The 19,374-nt window shown below is 61.5% G+C and carries 24 protein-coding genes; 15 read left to right on the top strand and 9 right to left on the bottom strand.

Translation table 11 applies throughout. The features are described from left to right. The first annotated feature begins 158 nt into the window (after positions 1-158). The 4 genes from FHT29_RS01595 (at position 159) to FHT29_RS01580 (ending at position 4,092) form a co-directional block, all read left to right on the top strand. Positions 159-1,961 carry an ABC transporter transmembrane domain-containing protein gene (locus tag FHT29_RS01595; protein ID WP_047555445.1) on the top strand — a complete coding sequence of 601 codons (1,803 nt, stop codon included), beginning with the start codon at positions 159-161 and terminating at the stop codon, positions 1,959-1,961. A gap of 109 nt (positions 1,962-2,070) precedes the next feature. Beyond that, positions 2,071-2,259: a YegP family protein gene (locus FHT29_RS01590; protein WP_015341032.1), complete on the top strand. Its 189-nt coding sequence runs from the start codon at positions 2,071-2,073 to the stop codon at positions 2,257-2,259. Between the two features lie 241 nt (positions 2,260-2,500). Further along, a complete protein-coding gene (locus FHT29_RS01585; RefSeq protein ID WP_037196447.1) occupies positions 2,501-2,839 on the top strand; it encodes a YciI family protein in 339 nt (112 codons plus the stop codon). A gap of 5 nt (positions 2,840-2,844) precedes the next feature. After that, on the top strand, positions 2,845-4,092 hold the full coding sequence (locus FHT29_RS01580; RefSeq protein WP_047555356.1) for a DUF6596 domain-containing protein: 1,248 nt from the start codon (positions 2,845-2,847) through the stop codon (positions 4,090-4,092). Between the two features lie 3 nt (positions 4,093-4,095). Here the strand turns inward: FHT29_RS01580 and FHT29_RS01575 are convergent, their stop codons facing one another. From FHT29_RS01575 to FHT29_RS01555, 5 genes are all read right to left on the bottom strand, one after another. Next, on the bottom strand, positions 4,096-5,127 hold the full coding sequence (locus FHT29_RS01575) for a peptidoglycan -binding protein (RefSeq protein WP_037196444.1): 1,032 nt from the start codon (positions 5,125-5,127) through the stop codon (positions 4,096-4,098). A gap of 3 nt (positions 5,128-5,130) precedes the next feature. Continuing rightward, entirely contained in the window at positions 5,131-6,177 is a 1,047-nt protein-coding gene (locus FHT29_RS01570) for a MotA/TolQ/ExbB proton channel family protein (protein WP_037196443.1), read from the bottom strand. A 130-nt stretch (positions 6,178-6,307) separates the two neighbouring features. Continuing rightward, complete coding sequence (locus FHT29_RS01565; protein WP_037196442.1) at positions 6,308-7,108, bottom strand: inositol monophosphatase family protein; 801 nt, start codon at positions 7,106-7,108, stop codon at positions 6,308-6,310. 193 nt (positions 7,109-7,301) lie between these two features. Then, positions 7,302-8,528: a tetratricopeptide repeat protein gene (locus tag FHT29_RS01560; protein WP_168599038.1), complete on the bottom strand. Its 1,227-nt coding sequence runs from the start codon at positions 8,526-8,528 to the stop codon at positions 7,302-7,304. A 9-nt stretch (positions 8,529-8,537) separates the two neighbouring features. Then, complete coding sequence (locus FHT29_RS01555; protein ID WP_037196598.1) at positions 8,538-9,191, bottom strand: thiamine phosphate synthase; 654 nt, start codon at positions 9,189-9,191, stop codon at positions 8,538-8,540. A gap of 235 nt (positions 9,192-9,426) precedes the next feature. Between FHT29_RS01555 and FHT29_RS01550 the strand changes: the two genes are divergently transcribed. Beyond that, positions 9,427-9,687, top strand: a complete 261-nt coding sequence (locus FHT29_RS01550; RefSeq protein ID WP_004117412.1) for a metalloregulator ArsR/SmtB family transcription factor — start codon at positions 9,427-9,429, stop codon at positions 9,685-9,687. Positions 9,688-9,874: 187 nt separating this feature from the next. On the opposite strand, the gene FHT29_RS01545 is transcribed toward FHT29_RS01550, so the two are convergent. Next, on the bottom strand, positions 9,875-10,048 hold the full coding sequence (locus FHT29_RS01545) for a DUF465 domain-containing protein (RefSeq protein WP_034503556.1): 174 nt from the start codon (positions 10,046-10,048) through the stop codon (positions 9,875-9,877). A gap of 231 nt (positions 10,049-10,279) precedes the next feature. Here FHT29_RS01545 and FHT29_RS01540 point away from each other — a divergent pair, with 231 nt between their 5' ends. The 6 genes from FHT29_RS01540 (at position 10,280) to FHT29_RS01515 (ending at position 14,198) form a co-directional block, all read left to right on the top strand. Next, positions 10,280-10,483, top strand: a complete 204-nt coding sequence (locus tag FHT29_RS01540) for a YdcH family protein (RefSeq protein ID WP_037196437.1) — start codon at positions 10,280-10,282, stop codon at positions 10,481-10,483. A gap of 19 nt (positions 10,484-10,502) precedes the next feature. Then, positions 10,503-10,997, top strand: coding sequence for a 5-(carboxyamino)imidazole ribonucleotide mutase (gene purE, locus FHT29_RS01535; protein WP_037196597.1), 495 nt, complete (start codon positions 10,503-10,505; stop codon positions 10,995-10,997). Further along, positions 10,994-12,052 (top strand): 5-(carboxyamino)imidazole ribonucleotide synthase, encoded by a 1,059-nt coding sequence (locus tag FHT29_RS01530; protein ID WP_168599037.1) that lies wholly within the window; start codon positions 10,994-10,996, stop codon positions 12,050-12,052. The genes purE and FHT29_RS01530 overlap by 4 nt, the downstream gene beginning before the upstream one ends. 152 nt (positions 12,053-12,204) lie before the next feature. Further along, complete coding sequence (ykgO, locus tag FHT29_RS01525) at positions 12,205-12,330, top strand: type B 50S ribosomal protein L36 (protein WP_003542835.1); 126 nt, start codon at positions 12,205-12,207, stop codon at positions 12,328-12,330. Between the two features lie 91 nt (positions 12,331-12,421). Continuing rightward, a complete protein-coding gene (locus FHT29_RS01520) occupies positions 12,422-13,051 on the top strand; it encodes a hypothetical protein (RefSeq protein WP_047638954.1) in 630 nt (209 codons plus the stop codon). Positions 13,052-13,157: 106 nt separating this feature from the next. Then, a complete protein-coding gene (locus tag FHT29_RS01515) occupies positions 13,158-14,198 on the top strand; it encodes an alpha/beta hydrolase (RefSeq protein ID WP_168599036.1) in 1,041 nt (346 codons plus the stop codon). Here the strand turns inward: FHT29_RS01515 and FHT29_RS01510 are convergent. Next, on the bottom strand, positions 14,164-15,117 hold the full coding sequence (locus tag FHT29_RS01510) for a LysR substrate-binding domain-containing protein (protein ID WP_051963444.1): 954 nt from the start codon (positions 15,115-15,117) through the stop codon (positions 14,164-14,166). The two genes, FHT29_RS01515 and FHT29_RS01510, sit on opposite strands and share 35 nt — an antisense overlap. 114 nt (positions 15,118-15,231) lie before the next feature. Here FHT29_RS01510 and FHT29_RS01505 point away from each other — a divergent pair, with 114 nt between their 5' ends. The 4 genes from FHT29_RS01505 to FHT29_RS01490 all read left to right on the top strand — a co-directional run bounded on the left by FHT29_RS01505 (position 15,232) and on the right by FHT29_RS01490 (position 17,662). Beyond that, complete coding sequence (locus tag FHT29_RS01505; protein WP_168599035.1) at positions 15,232-15,624, top strand: tautomerase family protein; 393 nt, start codon at positions 15,232-15,234, stop codon at positions 15,622-15,624. A gap of 5 nt (positions 15,625-15,629) precedes the next feature. Then, entirely contained in the window at positions 15,630-16,025 is a 396-nt protein-coding gene (locus FHT29_RS01500; RefSeq protein ID WP_168599034.1) for a cupin domain-containing protein, read from the top strand. A gap of 2 nt (positions 16,026-16,027) precedes the next feature. Next, complete coding sequence (locus FHT29_RS01495) at positions 16,028-16,600, top strand: DUF4865 family protein (protein ID WP_168599033.1); 573 nt, start codon at positions 16,028-16,030, stop codon at positions 16,598-16,600. 90 nt (positions 16,601-16,690) lie between these two features. Then, complete coding sequence (locus tag FHT29_RS01490) at positions 16,691-17,662, top strand: threonine/serine dehydratase (protein WP_168599032.1); 972 nt, start codon at positions 16,691-16,693, stop codon at positions 17,660-17,662. Between the two features lies 1 nt (position 17,663). On the opposite strand, the gene FHT29_RS01485 is transcribed toward FHT29_RS01490, so the two are convergent. Further along, on the bottom strand, positions 17,664-18,299 hold the full coding sequence (locus FHT29_RS01485) for a LysE family translocator (protein ID WP_168599031.1): 636 nt from the start codon (positions 18,297-18,299) through the stop codon (positions 17,664-17,666). A gap of 145 nt (positions 18,300-18,444) precedes the next feature. Beyond that, entirely contained in the window at positions 18,445-19,326 is an 882-nt protein-coding gene (locus FHT29_RS01480; RefSeq protein WP_168599030.1) for an NAD(P)-dependent oxidoreductase, read from the bottom strand. Positions 19,327-19,374: the final 48 nt, after the last annotated feature.

Raw genomic sequence — 19,374 nt, 5'->3', positions numbered from 1 at the left:
GCAAGGCATTGCGGCAACCGAACCGATTGAATAAATGAAGCCGCAGTCCGGTTAGGCCACGGCTTCCAATTAAGATGGCGTGCCTATACATGAAGGCTGCAGGGATAACAAGGGGCGAAAACGTCAAGTCCCTTGCTGATACGGGGATTGGAGACGACTTGTCGGAAATTGGCCAGGCAGACAAAAAAACCAACAGGTCTATCCGACCCCTTGGACGACTGGCGCCCTATCTCAGGCGATATCGGGGCATGGTGGCCGGAGCGCTCGTCGCTCTTGTCGTTGCCGCCGTTACGTCGCTCGCTCTGCCGATCGCCGTGCGGCGCGTGATCGATCACGGCTTCGATCAGATCGACCGCGGCCTCATCGACAGCTATTTCATCGCGATCATGGCCATGGCCCTGTTGCTCGCCGCGGCGAGCGCCCTGCGCTACTATTTCGTCATTTCGATCGGCGAGCGCATCGTCTCCGACATGCGCCGCGAAGTCTTCGATCACGTGACGCGGCTGTCGCCCTCCTTCTTCGACGTCAACCAGTCGGGCGAGATCGTCTCGCGGCTGACGGCCGATACGACGCAGATCAAGTCGGCCGTCGGCTCGACGGCCTCGGCGGCGCTGCGCAACCTCATCCTCTGTCTCGGCGCCATGGTGATGATGATCTTCACCAGCCCGAAGCTTTCGAGCATCGTGCTGATCGCGATCCCCCTCATCGTGCTGCCGCTTGTCAGTTTCGGCCGTTCCGTGCGCAAACGCTCGCGCGCTGCGCAGGATAGGCTGGCCAATGCATCGGCCTATGCCAACGAAACCATCGCCGCCAGCCGCACCATACAGGCCTATAACGGCGAAGAGGCAGCCTCCCGGCGCTACGGCGCGGCGGTCGAGGACGCCTATCAGGCGGCGCGTGCGGCGATCAAATCCCGCTCGCTGCTGACAGGTTTTGCCATCGCCATGGTCTTCGGCAGCATCGTTGCCGTTCTCCGGGTCGGCGCGCAGAACGTGCTCGATGGCACGATGTCGGCGGGAACGCTCGGCCAGTTCCTGCTCTATTCCGTGATTGCCGGCTCCTCGCTCGGTTCGCTGTCGGAAGTCTGGGGCGAGCTGTCGCAGGCGGCAGGTGCTGCCGACCGCCTTGGCGAGCTTCTTGCCGAAGTTTCGCCGATCGCCGCACCGGCCGATCCCCAGCCTCTGCCGCAACCGCCACAGGGCCGGGTGGAGTTCTCGGACGTTCACTTCTCCTATCCGTCAAGGCCGAATAGATCGGCGCTGCACGGACTGTCCTTCTCGGTCACATCAGGCGAAACCGTGGCGATCGTCGGCGCATCAGGGGCCGGCAAGAGCACCATCTTCTCGCTGCTGCTGCGCTTTTACGATCCACAGCAGGGCAGCGTCGCCGTCGACGGCGTGGATATCGGCCGCGTTCCGCCGGAGGCATTGCGCGAACGTATCGCCATCGTCCCCCAGGACACGACGATCTTCGCCAGCTCGATCCACGACAATATCGCCTTCGGACGCCCTGGCGCCTCTCGAGACGAAGTGCACGCCGCCGCCATCGCCGCTCAGGCGGACGAATTCATTTCACGCCTGGAGCAGGGTTACGATACGCAGGTGGGCGAGCGCGGCGTCACGCTTTCCGGCGGCCAGCGCCAGCGCATCGCCATTGCCCGCGCCATCTTGAAGAATGCACCGGTTCTCTTGCTCGATGAAGCGACCTCCGCGCTCGATGCCGAGAGCGAAACGCTGGTGCAGAAGGCGCTGGAAGGCCTCATGGAAACGCGCACCACCCTCGTCATCGCCCATCGCCTGGCAACCGTCCTGAAGGCCGATCGCATTCTCGTGCTGGATCAGGGCCGCATCGTCGAGGAGGGCACGCATCAGAGCCTGATCCGCCACGGCGGCATCTATGCGAAGCTCGCACGCCTGCAATTCGATGCCGGGATCGAGGAGCGCATGCTCGTCGCGAAATAGCGCGAACCGGGTTAAGTCGCCCCGCATACAACCTTATGGAAATAACTTTCAAGTTGAGCTAGATTTTCAACGTTATCCCGCGCTGACGCGATTCTAGGAGACGAGAACCATGTATAAATTTGAAGTCTACAAGGACAAGGCCGGCGAGTTTCGCTTCCGCTTCAAAGCCTCGAACGGCGAAACCATGTTCGGGTCCGAAGGCTACAAGGCGAAGGCTTCAGCCCTGCATGCCATCGAATCGATCAAGGCACATGTCGGCGGCGCCGTCATCGACGACCAGACCACCGCTACCGCCTAAGACTTCGCGTCAAGCGCTTGCTGTAAAGACCGGCCGGTCGCCGTTTGGCGTGCCGGCCGTTTTTTTGTTCGACAATAAATTTCGAGAACCCCTTCACGCCTGTCGAATTCGCCGCTGCTCGCGGCTCATTGTATCGAAGCGGCAGAAAGTCGCTTCGCCGGCAGCGCCGCATATTCTACAATTGAATTTTCAGATGCAGCGTCTGCCCGGCACCATCAACAGAGCAAATGGGAGTTGTCTCATGCAATACGCTTTGATCATCCGTGAATCGGCCGAGGACTTTAAGCGCCGCGAGGATCCAGCCTACAAGAACGGCTGGATTGCCTACACTCAGGCACTTGTCCAGGCCGGCATCATGACCGGCGGCGCAGGGTTGACCGCGCCGGAAACAGCGACGGTCGTCCGCCGCCGCGGCGAAGACCACGATGTGCAGGACGGCCCCTTCCCCGAGGGCAAGGAGCAGCTCGGCGGCTTCTACCTGATCGACGTGCCGGATCTCGATGCCGCGCTGGAATGGGCCGTGCGGGTGCCGGTCTCCCAGCAGGGCTCGGTCGAAGTGCGGCCGCGCTTGCAGATGTAATCGTCATGACCTCAGAGGCCCGACGCGCTGCCGAACAGGCGGCGCGTCAATCCTACGGCAAGCTGATTGCTTTTCTCGCCGCGCGCTTCCGCGATGTGCCGGCGGCGGAAGATGCCTTGTCCGACGCGATCACGGCAGCGCTGGCTACCTGGCCGGAACGCGGCATCCCCGACAATCCCGAAGCTTGGCTGCTGGTTTCGGCGAAGCGTAACCTGCTTCGCCGGATCAGGCACGAGAACGTCAAGACCGCCGCCCGTGAGAGGATCATGATGGCCTTCGACGAGGCGGAGGAGCGCATGAATGCCGACAATCCGATATTTCCGGATGAGCGATTGAAGCTCCTCTTCGTCTGCACCCATCCGGCTCTGGATCGATCCGCTCATACGCCGCTGATGCTGCAAACCGTGCTTGCCATCGACGCCGCAACCATCGCCAAGGCTTTCCTCGTCTCGCCGCAGGCCATGAGCCAACGGCTGGTGCGGGCGAAGATCAAGATCCGCGACGCCAATATCCCTTTTGTCGTTCCGGACCGATCCCTGTTGCCAGATCGATTGGAAAGCGTGCTCTCGGCGATCTATGCCGCCTACGGGCTCGGCTGGGACGGGGTTGACGGCGAGACCGGCAAGCAGGGCCATCTCGCCGATGAAGCCATCTGGCTCGGCCGTACGCTGCTGGCGACCCTGCCGGAGGAGCCGGAAGCAGCAGGCCTCTTGTCGCTGATGCTCTACAGCGAATCCCGCCGCGGGGCCCGCCGCGATGTGAATGGGCAGTATGTTCCTCTCGACCAACAGAATACCGCCCTCTGGGATGCCGAAATGATCGTCGAGGCCGACAAGCTGCTGCGACTGGCCGGTACATTCGACCGTCTCGGTCCATTCCAGTGCCAGGCCGCAATTCAATCCGTACACGCCGACCGACGACGCTCCGGCGTGACCGACTGGACGGTACTTGCCAAGCTCTATGACGCGCTTGTGCTCATGAAGCCGACAGCCGGCGCTCGGGTCAGCCACGCAGCAGTGACAGGCAGAGTACAAGGCCCGGCTGCCGGACTGGCTCTGCTGAACCGGATAGCCGAGCGCGACATCGTCAACTATCAGCCTTACTGGGCCGTGCGTGCGCATCTGCTGACCGAGACCGGGGAAACGGCAAGCGCCTCCAGCGCGTATCGCACTGCGATCGGCCTAAGCGACAGCGAAGCCGTGCGGCAGTTTCTCCAAACACGCCTCGATGCCGTCGTGCCACCGGGGCGCTGACGGCTACTTCTCCGTCAGCTTCAACTCGATGCGCCGGTTGGTAGCGCGGGCGTCCGGCGTGTCGCCGGGAGCGATCGGCTGGAATTCGCCGAAGCCGGCCGCGACGAGCCTGTCGGCGGGGACGCCCTGTGCGATCAGGAACTTGACCACGGCGATGGCGCGCGCGGATGACAGCGCCCAGTTATCCGCATAGCGGCCGCTGCCCGAGAGCGGCACGTTGTCGGTATGGCCGTCGACACGCAGCACCCAATTGATCTCCGGCGGGATTTCCTTCGCCAAGTCAATAAGCGCGGCCGCAAGCTTGGCCATCTCCACCTGCCCGGCCGGATTGAGATCCGCCGCACCCGACGGGAACAACACTTCGGACTGGAACACGAAGCGGTCGCCGACGATGCGGATGTTGTCGCGGTCGGAAAGGATTTCACGCAACCGGCCGAAGAAATCGGAGCGATAGCGGTTCAGCTCCTGCACGCGCTGCGCCAGCGCCACGTTCAATCGCCGCCCGAGATCGGCAATCTTGACCTGCGACGACTGATCCTTGGACTCGGACGCCTGAAGCGCCGCCTCCACCGCGGCGATCTGGCTGCGGAGAGCGGCAATCTGCTGATTGAGGAGATCGACCTGGCTCAGCGCCCTGACGCTTGCCTGCTTCTGCTCGTCGAGCTGCTGCGTGAGCGTGCCGACACGCGTCTCGGCCGCCTGACTATTGCCGGAACCGGCGGCGAGCAAGGCCTGCAGGCGCGAGCGCTCACTCTCCGCTGACGAAAGGGATGCCTGCAGGTTGGCGACCGAATCCTCGAGGTCCTGCTTGCCGTTCTTTTCCAACGCCAGTTGCTCGACCAGATCGTTAATACGACTGTTGAGGCGATTGAGCACCTCGTCGCGACCCGATATTTCGCGGCTCAGAATGAATTGGCCGACGACGAAGACCGTGAGCAGGAACATGATGGCCATCAGCAGCGTCGACAGCGCGTCGACAAATCCAGGCCAATAATCGACCGATCTCTGATGGCGTCGGTTGCGGGCGAGCGCCATGGTCTACTTGCTCCCGGTCTTCTCGACATGGCCGATACGATCGGCAAGGCGATCGAGCGTCCGGCGCATCGATTTCGCCTCTTCCTGCTGCGCCTCGATCCAGTCGCGCAGCATCTGCTGCTCGTTGCGCATGTTCTTGACCAGGCCCTGAATGCCCTCGGCGAGGTTCGCCATCGCCGTTACCGAACGCTGGCCACCGCCCTCTTCGGCGATCTTGCGCAGATAATCCGACAGCGCCCGCACATCCTCCGAGGAGGCGCCGGCTGCACCTTCGATAACAGGCGCCATATCGGAACCGACATCGGTGACGGAAGAAAGCCAATTTTCAAGTTCGGTATAAAAGCGGTTTTGCGCGCGGCCGGCCTGGAGGTCGAGAAAGCCGAGGATCAGCGATCCGGAAAGGCCGAGCAGCGAAGACGAGAAGGCCGTGCCCATGCCCACCAGCGGGCCGGACAGGCCGGTCTTCAACGCACCAAGAATATCGCCGCTGTTGCCCGAACCGACGTCGAGACTCTGGATAACATCGTTGATCGAGCCGATCGTGCCGATCAGACCCCAGAATGTGCCGAGCAGGCCGAGAAAGACAAGCAGGCCGATGAGATAACGCGAGGTATCACGCGATTCGTCGAGGCGCGTTGCAATGGAGTCGAGAATGGAGCGCAAGGTCGCGGTCGACAGCTGCATCGCGCGGCGATTGCCGAGCAGCGCCCGCATCGGCGCCAGAAGTCGAGGGCTGCGACCGACCTTGTCGGCGGCATTGCCGACGGCGCGGAAATGATTGAACCAGCGAACCTCTGGTCTCAGCATCAACACATGATTGAAGACAAGCAGGATGCCGACCGCCAGAACACCCAGAATGAGGCCGTTGAGGCCGGGATTATGCAGGAAGGCGACCTGGGCCTGCCGAAACAGGATGGCGACGATAAAACCGACGATGATCAGGAAAAGAATCATCGTCCAGAAGAAGGCCATGGGGCTTGAGAGCTTGTAGGCGTAGCCGCCCGACACGTTGTCGGTCGATCCAAGATCCGCCAGTTTCACATTTTCCATCACACGCTCCGCCGCATTTTCCGCAGGCGGAGACTAGAGCAACATTGTGCCGAATTGAAGAGACGGAAAGCACAAAACAGCCCGTTGGCAACAGACTGTTTCACCGCATGAAAGATGAAGAAAGACGAACTTACTTCGTCGGGATCGGCCGCTTGACGACTTCGGCGAGCGCCTTCTGGATATGCTCGTTGCCGCAGATGATCGAGCTCGTGCCGAGCATATCGGTGCCGCCATCGAAATCGGAGACGAAACCGCCGGCTTCACGGATCAGCAGAATGCCGGCAGCCATGTCCCAGGCAGACAAGCCAACTTCCCAGAAACCGTCGAAGCGGCCGGCCGCCACATAGGCGAGATCGAGCGCTGCCGAGCCGATGCGACGGATGCCGGCGACTTCACCCATGACATGGCGCAACTCGACGAGGAACTTGCCGTGATTGCCGCGACCGAGATGCGGAACGCCGCAGCCGATGACGCAATCAGACAGCACGCGGCGCGAGGCGACACGCAAGCGGCGATCGTTGAGGAAAGCGCCACCGCCGCGCTCTGCGGTGTAGAGCTCGTCCGTCGCCGGATTGAAGATGACGCCGGCCACGATCTCGCCGTTACGCTCAAGGGCGATCGATACCGAGAACATCGGAATGCCATGCAGAAAGTTGGTGGTGCCATCGAGCGGATCGACTATCCAGCGATGCGCGCCGTCGGTGCCCTTGATCTCCTCGTCTTCTTCGCCGAGGAAACCGTAGGTCGGTCGCGCCTTCATCAGCTCATCGCGGATGATCTTCTGCGCCTTGAGATCGGCCTGACTGACGAAATCGCCTGGTCCCTTCACCGAAACCTGCAGGTTCTGCACTTCGCCGAAATCGCGGCTGAGTGACTTGCCTGCCTTGAGGGCAGCCTGAACCATGACATTGAGAAGAGCAGAACGGGCCATCGGATTTCCTTGGATAATGCAGAAGGTGCTGACCGGACCCGAAAATCAGGCCCCGGCGGAGCGGGAGCGTCAGCGCACATAAAAGATTGGCGGCCTCAAGACCATAAAATCGGGGGAATTTCAAGTGGCGAGGCTATGGCGCATGCAAACAGGCGCCGGGCGCCGCCGAATAAGACCGGATTCGGGCCTTCCACTACCGCGCCCGGCGAAATCTATTGGCGGCGTCGATCGCCGCCTTCTGCTGAAAATCCTCGATGCCCTGGTAGAAATCCTCAAGCTCCGGATCCTTCAGGCCGGCGCGGCGGGAAATGACATACCAGGTCGCCGCGGCCACCGGATCCTGCTTCGTACCGATGGCATTGATATAGAGATGAGCCAGCTTGTTCTGCGCGACGACATTGCCGCGATAGGCAGCAACACGCATCCAGTTGAAACCGTTTTCGAGATCCTGCTTGCCGCCCGTACCGTTGATCAGCCAGATGCCCATATCGAGCTGGGCGGTATCGAAGCCGGCATTGGCTGCGCGCGAAAGCCACTCCCGGGCCTGCCCCTTCTTTTCCGGCGGCAGGTCGGGCATATTGAGATAGAGCTGCGAAACTGCGTATTGCGCGTCGGCGATGCCCTGCTCGGCGGACTTCTCATAATAGGGAAGCGCCAGTTGCAGGCCCTTGATTCCGGGGTTTTCGGCCGTCAAAGTCTGCGCCCAGTTGAATTCGGCGGAGGCCTGCCCCGCCTCGGCCGCCTTCTTCATCCACTCATCCGCCTTCTTCTGGTCGCGCGGCACATCGCGCCCTTCCATCAGGATCAGTGCGTATTTGAACATCGATGTCTCATCGCCGCCCGCGGCAGCCTTGCTGTACCAGAAGGCGGCGTCCTTCGCATCGCGCTTGACGCCCAGTCCCTGCGACATCAGTTCGGCAATCAGGGTCTGCGCGGCGGGATCGCCCAACTGCGCTCGCGGCAGGGCCTTCTGGAATGCGGTCAGATAGTAGCCGCGCTGGAACGCGCCGTAGGCATCGTCGACCTTGCCCTTGAAAGGCTTCTCCGGCGGCAGATCGGGCAGATTTGCGCCCATGCGGTCGAACACGCCAACACCCTCGGACGGCTTGACATCACCATTGGCTTTTGGCTCGGCACCCGGCTGGATCTTCTCGGTCTTGAACGTACCGGCTCCGGCATCCATGGGCCGCGTCACGATGCTGTCGTTTCGTTGCGGAGCGGCATCGTCCGGTACAGCCGAACCATCATCGGACTGTCCGTTGTCATCGACCCGCGCACCCTTGTCTGCCGGCGCCGTGACGCCGGGCAAAGAGGTATCCCCGTTTCCCGATTGCGCTGCAGCCAGCAATGGAAATGCCGCGAGCCCTACGGCGAGCGCGGCAAGAAAGACTTGATGGCGGAATCGAGGCTCAAACGACATGAATCGCTATCAATCCTCAAACCGTGGCGCTTTTTCGTCGAGCAGCGCATTCACTTCAGCGACGATTGAGGGGGCAGCAGCGGGATCGGCAAAAACCGCTTCGCGCAGCGCCACGAATTCGGCGCCGGTCAAAGCCACCTCAAGCGCCGATTTCGCATCGGTGCCCCCCATGACGATGCACGGAATCTCGATCATCGACGCCCACCATTCGCCGAGCGCGAGATTTTTCGGATGCGCCTCAGGCTTGATGTCGCCGTCGAGCTTGCCGAAGAAGATATAGTCGGGGCGCAGTTCGCCGACCTCCAGCGCGTGGTGCCTGTCCGCCGCATTGCCGGCGCCGACGATGAGCTTCGGCACGAATTTCTCCACGGCATCCGTAAGCTCCGCGACGTTGCCTGTGATATGCAGCCCGTCGGCCTTGACCCGGCCGGCCACGCGGCTATCGCCGGCGATCAGCGCCGCGCCACCCGCCGCCTGCACGATCGGCACCAGCTTTTCCGCGTGTTTCTGGAAAACGCCGTCATCCAACCCGTATTGAGGGATGATCACCGACGCCACGTCCCCGCCCCTGAGTGCATCGGCCACAACCTTTGCCTGCTCTTCGATATCGGCAATATCGGGAACGATGAGAACGAGGCGGCAGCGATCTTCGGGCGCGGTCATGCGAGCTTCCATGGTTTCGGGTTTCATCGTCAGTGATAACGCACCCGGTTCGATAGTCGTGAGTAAATCCGTTAGCCCGGTCTGACAAGGGGCCGCGGTCGAAACTGGCGGTCTGCGGAAGATGCCATGCGTAATTAGCCGCTTGCGACAGCCGCTTTCTCGCACGACACACACATTCTATCATGCAACGCACAATTGACTTGCCGCCCCTTGGTGTTTGACGTAGCTTTTCGGCATGTCGACCATGGACCCCTTCGCTGCCATCGCGGATCCGAACCGGCGCTATCTGCTGGAGGAGTTGCGTCGCGCACCCAAAACGGTCAACGAGCTGGCGCAGGGCCTGCCGATCAGCCGCCCGGCGGTTTCCCAACATCTCAAGGCGCTTCTCGACAGCAATCTCGTTTCCGTGACCAATGAGGGCACGAAACGCATATACGCCGTCAATAGCCGCGGCTTTGACAAGCTCAATCTATGGCTGGATCAATTCTGGGCCTGAAAGCTGACCCCGGCGACTTTGCGATCGACCGGAAAATTGCGCCAACCCTACACCTAACGCTATGACGCTGGCGCATCCGCTTTTGCCGGTAGTGTTCATCGACCTTGGCCGGGCAATCGCTTCGGGATCTTACGATCCCCCTGTCTTACCCACCAAGATCGATGCTTTTAATCCTTGGAGTTTTGCGTCAGTGAACTGACGAACGTAGACGTTGGATTTCGTCCTTAACACGCAGCTTCCTGCGTTTGATATCGGCTATTTCGGTATCATTGATAGAGGGAGATGTTCGTGCCACATGTAGCTCCTCCTCGAGAGCGACATGCTTCTTTTCGAGCGATTCAAGATGAGCTTGAACAGTCATATGACCCTTCCTTCCTCTTTAAGAGCTCTGACCATCCATTCGCCAGAGCTCTAGGTGTCAACCCCATCACTGTGCCATATTATCGAACCCATGTCGAAGGCGAAAACGTGGCTTATGGGCGGCAAATTCGTGATGAAGGATAACTTCCCGTTATCGCTATTTGGTGATAGGAGCTTGCGGAATTCATGAGGCGGAGCGAATGCGATTCCGCGAGGTGCTGGGGAAATAAGCATGCCCGATCAGGAACAGGCAGAAATCAGGCTGGTCGTGGCGCGACTGCGTCAGGAACACGAGGATTTTGATGTCGCCATCAACGCCATGATCCAGACGGGCTGCGACGCCCTTCGTATCCAGCGCATGAAAAAGAAGAAGCTCGTCATCAAGGACAAGCTGACCAAGCTGGAAGACCAGATCATTCCCGACATCATAGCTTGAGGAGCACAAAGCGACGATGATGACCGAAAGACCGCCTGTCGCCATCATCATGGGAAGCCAGTCAGACTGGGAAACCATGAAGAATGCCGCAGACACTCTGGAAGCCTTGGAGATCACCTATGATGCGCGCATCATCTCCGCGCACCGAACGCCGGACAGGCTGGTGAGTTTTGCCAAGGGTGCGAAGGACGAAGGCTTCAAGGTCATCATTGCCGGCGCCGGTGGCGCGGCTCATCTTCCGGGCATGGCCGCTTCGATGACGCCGCTGCCGGTCTTCGGCGTGCCCGTACAATCGCGCGCTCTGTCCGGCCAGGACAGCCTCCTTTCCATCGTACAGATGCCGGCCGGCATTCCCGTTGGAACGCTGGCGATCGGCAAGGCCGGCGCGGTCAACGCCGCCTTGCTTGCTGCTGCCGTACTGGCGCTCGGTGACGAAGAGATCGCCGATCGCCTTGATGAATGGCGCGCCCGCCAGAGCGCTGCCGTTGCCGAATATCCGATGGACGACCTATGACCGCAAAGACGATCGGCATCATTGGCGGCGGCCAGCTCGGCCGTATGCTGGCCATGGCGGCAGCACGCCTGAATTTCCGCACTATCATTCTCGAACCGCAGGCAGACTGCCCGGCAGCACAGGTCTCCAACGAACAGATCGTTGCCGCCTACGACGATCCGGCGGCACTCTTGGAACTGGCAAAGCGCTGCGACGTCGTGACCTATGAGTTCGAAAACGTTCCGGTCACCGCCGCAGAGAAGCTTGCGCAAGAGGTCCCCGTCTATCCGCCGCCGAAGGCGCTGGAGATGGCGCAGGACAGGTTGACCGAGAAGCGGTTCATCAATGGCTGTGGCATTCCGACCGCACGCTTCCATGCCGTCGACAGCCAGGCCGATCTCGAAGCGGCACTTGCCGACTTCGGCGGTCAGGGTGTGCTGAAGACCCGCCGCCTCGGTTATGACGGCAAGGGCCAGCGTGTCTATCGCTCCGCCGCCGACAGCGCCGAAGGCGGCTATTCGGCGCTCGGCAGCGTGCCACTCATTCTCGAAAGCTTCGTCTCCTTCGAGCGCGAGATTTCCATCATCGCCGCGCGCGGCCTCGACGGTGCGGTTGCGTGCTACGACCCGGCCGAAAACGTCCATCGCGACGGCATCCTCCATACCTCCACGCTGCCCGCTGGTATTTCCGACGCGACGGCAGCCGCGGCACGTGAAGCGGCCGAGAAGATTTTGACGGCACTCGGCTATGTCGGCGTTATCGGCATCGAGTTCTTCGCACTTGCCGACGGCAGCCTGATTGCCAATGAGATGGCGCCGCGCGTCCACAATTCCGGCCACTGGACGGAGGCGGCCTGCGTCATCTCGCAATTCGAGCAGCATATCCGCGCCGTCACCGGCCTCCCGCTCGGCAACCCCGTCCGCCATTCCGATTGCGTGATGACGAATCTGATCGGCGACGACATCCTTTCGGTCCCCGATTGGCTGCGCCGTGACGATGTGCTAGTGCATCTCTATGGCAAGACCGAGTCGCGTCCCGGGCGCAAAATGGGCCATGTGACGCAGCTTCACCGCTAACAACGCAGGGAAAAAGCCCTGACGTGGTTGACAGGGCCCAGGCGACAAGGTATTTGCTCCCCACCCTAAAGAGCGCGCCCTGAGCGCGCTTTTGATTGTTAAAAGACACGGGCGAATGTGACATTCCCCCTCGAACATCGCGGATCAGAAAAATGAAGATCAAGAATTCGCTCAAGTCGCTCAAGGCGCGCCACCGTGACAACCGTCTCGTTCGCCGCAAGGGCCGCATGTACATCATCAACAAGCTGAACCCGCGCTTCAAGGCTCGTCAGGGCTGATAAAGCGCGCGGCCTGATCCCTATGGATCCGGCGCTCAGTTTTAGTTGATCGCATCAAATTTGTTTTGATCTTCGACATTGGCGGGCTACTATGCCCGCCATGCGCGTTTTTGCTTTGTCATATCTAGCCCTGCCTATCCTCCTTGTCCTGAGTGCTGCCGCGCCACATGTGGCGATGGCTGACGATTCGAGTATCGTCGAAAGGAAGGATCCCGGTGATTCCTCAGGCAGCCTCTCGCCGAAACAGCGGCTCGACAATCTCTTCACGGCGTTGAAGCGCCAGCGCGATCCCGATCAGGCAAGCCTTATTGCAGATCAGATCAATACGGAGTTGAGCGATTCCGGTAGCGCGACGATCAATCTCCTGATGCAATGGGCCGACAAGGCCATTCAGGAAAAGCGCAATGCTGCGGCGATGGACTTCCTCGATCAGGTGATCGCGCTGAAGCCCGACTATGTCGAAGGTTGGAATCGCCGCGCGACTCTCAACTACGCCATCGGCGACTACCGCAAGTCGATGGAGGACATCAACCAGGTTCTGCGGATAGAGCCGCGCCATTTCGGCGCGCTGGCTGGCATGGCGGCCATCCTGAGCGAACGTGGCAATGACGAGCTGACCCTGAAGGCTTGGGAACGCTTCCTTGAGATATATCCAGCCAATCGATCCGCGCAGGAACAGGCCGGCAAGCTATCGGAAAAGATTGCCGGCAGCCGGACTTGAGGCGTAGGATGCGGCCGTACCCGTCGCCCGGATGACGCTCGAAAGAGAATGAAAAGCCGCGGGTTTGCGCTAGATTAGTGGCTTTCGATATTTGATGCGTGCCGCAATGATCGATTCTCTGTTTGCCACCGTTGCTGTGTTTCTTGTCTTGGGCGCCGGCTTCTCCGCCTACAAGACGCGTGCCATCGAGCGAGCCTATCCCAATATCGGCGAGCTTACGGATGTTGGCGGCTACCGCTTGAATGCCCTGCATGTGCCGCGCCCGGCCACATCGGATCTGCCGCCGCTGGTTTTCATCCATGGCGCCAGCGGAAACTTGCGCGACCAGTTCGAAGCTTTTGCCGCGCCACTCAAGGGCCGTGCGGAAATGCTGTTCGTCGACCGGCCCGGCCATGGCTATTCCGAGCGTGGGACTGCCGAAAACGCCCTGCCCTCCGGCCAGGCCGATGCTATCGCCAGGCTCATGGACAAACGCGGCATCAAGAGCGCCATCATCATCGGCCATTCCTTCGGCGGCGCGATCGCCGCCGCTTTCGCCATGCGACACCCGGAGAAGACCGAGGGCCTGCTCTTCCTGGCGCCCGCGACTCATCCATGGCCAGGCGGCGTCGACTGGTACTATACCCTCGCCGCCATGCCCTTCTTAGGTTGGCTCTTCACGCACATGTTCGTCATCCCGATTGGCCTGCGCCGTGTCGAGAACGGCACGCTCAGCGTCTTCCACCCGAATGAGCGGCCGGCCGACTATATAGCGAAGACCGCGCCAGAACTGGTGCTGCGCCCGCAAACCTTCCGCAACAACGCGGCCGACGTCGTCAATCTCTTCGGCTATGTCTCCGCCCACGCATCGCGTTATCGCGAGATCAAGGCGCCCACGATCATCATCACCGGTGATAGCGACGATATCGTCCTGGAGAAGCTGCATTCGCGTGGCCTGGCGCGCGATATCCCTGGCTCCGAGCTCATCACCATCCGCAATCTCGGCCATAAACCCGATTACGTGACGACGGATGTCGCGATCGCCGCCATGGAGCAGCTGGCAGGTCAGCCGCGCGACCTGCAGAGATTGGCGGCGCAGGCGGAAATCCGCATCGCCCGCCTCAAGAGCGAGCCTACCCCACCGTCTCAGGCCGTGACGACATCGTAACCGGCGCATCCGCGAAGGTTCGACCCTGCGGCGTGGCTTCAACCGTTTGCCGCACCGCCTGCAGGATGATCGACGCCAATCGATCCGTCGCCGGGCTTGCCTCCGCCTCGGCACGATGCAGCACGAGATCGAGCTTGGGCAGCAGAGGCAAACCGGCCTCGCCTGGGGACAGTTGCCTTACCTTGTCGGGCAGGCCGAGTGGCGTGCGTATCGTCAGGCCGAGGCCGGCCGCCGTTGCCGCCCAAAGCCCTCCGAGGCTCGGGCTGACAAAGGAAATCCGCCAGCCGATGCCGGCACGGTCAAGCATTTTCGTGGCGATGGATCGCAAGAGACAGGGCGCCTCGAGCGATGCAAGGGGCAGAGGTTCGCCGCTGCCGGCGTGCCAATGCACGGCACCATGCACCGGACCGACCCAGCACATTGGCACTTCGGCAATGCGATCCGAATGCGCGGTGCGAAAGCCGTCACTCCATGCAAGCGCCAGATCGAGCTTGCCGGATGTCACCCGTTCGACGAGTTCCGCATTGCGCACCACCCGCGCCTCGATACGCACCTTCGGATGGGCGCGTGCAAAGCGGCCAAGCACATCAGGCAGCAGGGTTTCGCCGAAATCCTCCTGCAGGCCGAGCCGCACCCAGCCCTCCAGTTCAGCGCCGTGGATCGCCGTCGCGGCCTCGTCGTTCAGGTCCAGCAACCGTCGTGCATAGGCAAGCATGGTCTCGCCGGCCTCGGTCAGCGCCAGCCCGCGCCCGGCCTTGCGAAAGATCGGCGTGCCAGCCTGCTCCTCCAGTTTCTTGAGCTGGGCGCTGATCGCCGACGTCGAGCGGCCAAGGCGGTCTGCCGCCTTGGCGAAGCTGCCTAGCTCCATGCCAGTGACGAAGCTGCGCAGGACGTCGAGGTCGAAGATGATCTTCCGCATGGCTAATCGTCCATATTTTTGGGATCATAAGTCCTAAATTATCTGATTTTAAGGATGATTATCTAATGGCATTCTGTGCTCGTCAAGTGACACAGAAACAGGAGCATCCATCCCATGCCTTTCACCCGCATCACCCTCCTCCGCGGCAAGTCGCCCGAATATCTGAAGGCCCTGTCCGATAATTTTCACCGCGCCATGGTCGAAACCTTCGACGTACCGCTCGCGGATCGCTTCCAGGCAATCCATCAGCTGGAGCCACACGAGCTGGTCTTCGACCGGACCTATCTCGTCAACGGCCAGCGCTCGGCCGATTACATCTTTTTCGATATAACCATCGGCAAGCCGCGCAGCACGGAGGTCAAGAAGGCTTTCTATCGCCGGCTCGTCGAGCTTCTCGGCGACGCACCAGGTGTTCGCCCCGAGGACGTCATGATTGCCGTGACATCCACGACGCGCGAGGATCTGTCCTTTGCTGATGGCATCGCGCAGATGATCGAGCAGGTCTGACAACGATGGACCAGACGACGCCTAGCCAATCGCCCGCAATCCATCGCGCCGGCACGGTCGTGCAACGCTCGCCGGATGGCATTGCCAGCGCCCCCTTCTGGGTGGAAATGCTGGTCGAAAACAGCGAGGACGGCGGCCTGACCGCGATGCGCTGCACCATCGAACCCGGCGTTATGACCCGCTGGCATATGCACCCGCACGGACAGATCCTTTACGTTCTGTCCGGCGTCGGGATCGCCGAACGCCATGGCGGTCCCGCTGAGGAACTGCGCGCCGGCGATTGCATCACCTTCTCGCCGAACGAACGCCATCGGCACGGTGCGGCACCGGAAAGCACCTTCGCCTATATCAGCATCCAGGCGGCGCAGGATGGTAGCGCCGTGACCTGGCTGGAGGAATGACGATGATCGCCATGCAATACAACTTCTCCCTGCCCGCGGATTACGACATGGCGATCATCGACCGCCGTATCCGCGACAAAGGCCCCGTGCTCGACAACCTGCCGGGCCTGAAATTCAAGGCCTATCTCGCCGCCAGGAGAGGCGATGCGGTAACGGCGAGCCGGGAAAATCTCTATGCGCCCTTCTATGTCTGGCAAGAAGAAGAGGGTCTGAGCGACTTCATCTGCGGCCCCGGCTTCGTGGCCGTGAGCGAGAGTTTCGGCCGGCCGCAGGTAAACACCTGGGTCGTCTGGCGCGCCGATACGTCATCGGACATCCGCAGTGCCCGCTTCGCCAAGCGCGAGGTGGTCGCAATCGAACCGCACGTGCCGCTTGCCGAGCTTCGCCAGCAAGAGAGTGATGCGGCCTCTGTGGCGATATCGCTGGGAAACGCCCTCGCCTCGGTCGTCGCCTTCGAGCCGACACATTGGACGCTGGTGCGCTTCCGGCTGCTGGCCGAGCCACCCGCGGAGGCATCGCGACCGGGCGTCCAGGCCTATAATGTCGGCCATCTTTCCCTGCCAAGCGCGAGCTGAAGTGTCACGGAGACAATCTCCCTGTTCCAAAGGGAAGCGGGGAGCTTTATGGATGGCGGGTCTTTCTTACAGCAGAAGAGTGATCCCTCCATGGTCGATATTGCAATGATCGAAGCCGCCCGCGTTCGTCTCGGCGGCCGCGCCCGGCGCACGCCGCTTCTCTCCTCGCCCTTCCTCGACGAGATCGCCGGACGCCGACTGTTCGTGAAGGCGGAATGCCTGCAGCATTCCGAATCCTTCAAGTTTCGTGGCGGCTGGTCGGCGGTATCTGCACTGGAGCCATCGGTGCGCGCCAGGGGCGTCATCGCCTTCTCGTCCGGCAACCATGCCCAGGGCGTGGCGCTAGCCGCACGGCTGCACGGCATTCCCGCCGTCATCGTCATGCCGGCGGATGCTCCCAGGCTGAAGATCGCCAATACCCGTGCCTTCGGCGCCGAAGTCGTACTCTATGATCGGATCAAGGAAGACCGGGACGAAATCGGCGCACGCCTCTCCAAGGAGCGCGGCCTGACGTTGATCAAGCCCTTCGACGAACCGCAGGTCATCGCCGGCCAGGGAACGACCGGTCTCGAAATCGCCGAGCAGGCCGCCGAGGAAGGCATCGAGGTCGCGAGCGTGCTCGTCCCTTGCGGCGGCGGCGGTTTGACGTCGGGTATCGCGCTGGCACTCGAATCCCGCGCGCCAAGATTCAAGGTCCGCCCCTGCGAACCGGAGAATTTCGATGATACCACCCGCTCGCTGGCATCGGGCAAAATCGAGCGCAATGCCGCGCTGCAAGGCTCGATCTGCGACGCCATCATCACGCCGCAGCCGGGCAATATCACCTTTCCGATCCTGAAGCGCCTCTGCGGCGCCGGCCTTGTCGTCACGGACGAAGAAGCGCAAAAGGCCATGGCGCTTGCTTTCACACGCCTGAAGATCGTCGTGGAGCCAGGCGGCGCCGTCGCGCTGGCCGCTGCCCTCTTCCACGGCAAGGACATTGATGGCGATGTCGTAATCGCCGTCACCTCGGGCGGCAATGTCGATACCGAGGTGTTCGAGGCGGCCTTGAGCCTTCAGTGACTCAATTAGTAGCGCGGCGATAAAGCGCCAGCGAACCGGCCAAAGCCAGAAGCGCGCCGCCACAGGCGCGCTCGAGCCACTTCGCTCCCTCCGACTTCAGCACCCGTACGGCCTGCGAGCCGAAAACTGCATAGCCGAACATGATTGCGAAATCGAGCGCGGCGAAGATGGCGCCAAGGATCATATACTGCTGCATCTGCGGCGCAGCGGGATCGATGAATTGCGGCAGGAAGGCCGAGAAGAACAGATAACCCTTGGGATTGGTCACCGCGACCATGAAGCTCTTCATGCCGATCGCAAAGGCCGTTCCTCTCGGCTGGTTTGCACTTGCCTGCAAGGTCCCGTCGATCGTCCCCTTCGAGCGAAGCATCATGATGCCGAGAAAGGCGAGATAGGCCGCGCCGACCCATTTCAGGGCCGAAAACCAAAACTCCGAGGCCGCAAGCAATGCACCGAGGCCTACGGCAACGGCGCTGATCAGAACCGCGTCGGAAAGCACGGCACCGACCATGCCCGGCAAGGCGCGTCGCACCCCAAACCGGGTGCCGTTCGTCAGCGCCAGAAGCACGGTCGGGCCTGGCGTCGCGATACCGATGAAGGAGACGGCGGCGAAGGCTAGCAGCGTGGTGAGATGCATGATCTCCTCCTCTTTAAGAGGGGAAGGTTGCATGTGGTGCGGCCCTTATCAAGGGGTTGCTTGAAAGAGACTTTCAGTCTGCCGCGCCTGCAACTGCACGCTCCACAAACTCGGCTACCGACGGCGGTGGCCTTCAGCTCGTTAACTACTCCACCAATCCCGCATCCTTGGCAGCCAGCGCGCCGATCGCCGACCAGTCGAGCTCCTCGCCGCCATGGGCAAGCAAGGTCAGGAACCGGTCGCGCAGCAGGCTCGCAAGCGGCAGCGGCACATTCAGCGCCTCGCCGGCGGCCAATGCCAGCCGGATATCCTTCTGGCCGAGCGGCGCGGCGAAGCCGGCGGGCTTGAACTTGCGGTCGGCAATCAGCCCGCCATAGGTCTTGTAGACAGGCGCGTTAAACAGCGTCGACGTCAGCAGATCGAGGTAGGCATGCCTGTCGACGCCACCCTTCTCGACCAGCGCCATGGCCTCCCCAAGCGACTCGATGACCGAGGCGATGAGGAAATTGCCGCTGAGCTTGACGAGATTGGCAGCCTTCGGCTCTTCGCCAAGAACGAAGGTGCGCTGACCGATGGCCTCGAAAAGCGGCGTGACCGCCTCTATGGCATCGGCTGAGCCGGCGGCGGTAACAAACAATTTCGCCGCGGCTGCAGCTTCCGGCCTGCCGAAAACCGGCGCGGCAACAAAGCGCTGACCGGCAGCGGCATGTTCTTTCGTCAGCCGCTCGGACATGCCGACGCTGATCGTGCTTGCGGAGATATGGACGGCTCCCTTGCCCAGGTTCGCCAACACGCCACCATCGCCATGAACGACGGCCGAGAGCGCATCGTCATGGGCAAGCATCGTAAAGACGGCTTCACCGCTACAGGCATCCGCGACCGTCGCAGCGACCTTCGCGCCTTCCCCGGCCAAAGCCTCGGCCTTGTCCCGCGAGCGGTTATAAACCGTCACCTCATGGCCAGCCGTCAAAAGATTGGCTGCCATGGCGCTGCCCATCTGCCCTAATCCGATAAATCCGACTTTCATTGGCATATCTCCTTATCAATCTGCCTGCCTTGGGGTGATTGCAGGCAA

This window comes from Rhizobium sp. SG741 (assembly GCF_012275435.1).
Taxonomy (GTDB): domain Bacteria; phylum Pseudomonadota; class Alphaproteobacteria; order Rhizobiales; family Rhizobiaceae; genus Rhizobium; species Rhizobium lusitanum.
This window is presented reverse-complemented; position numbering and strand designations above follow the sequence as displayed.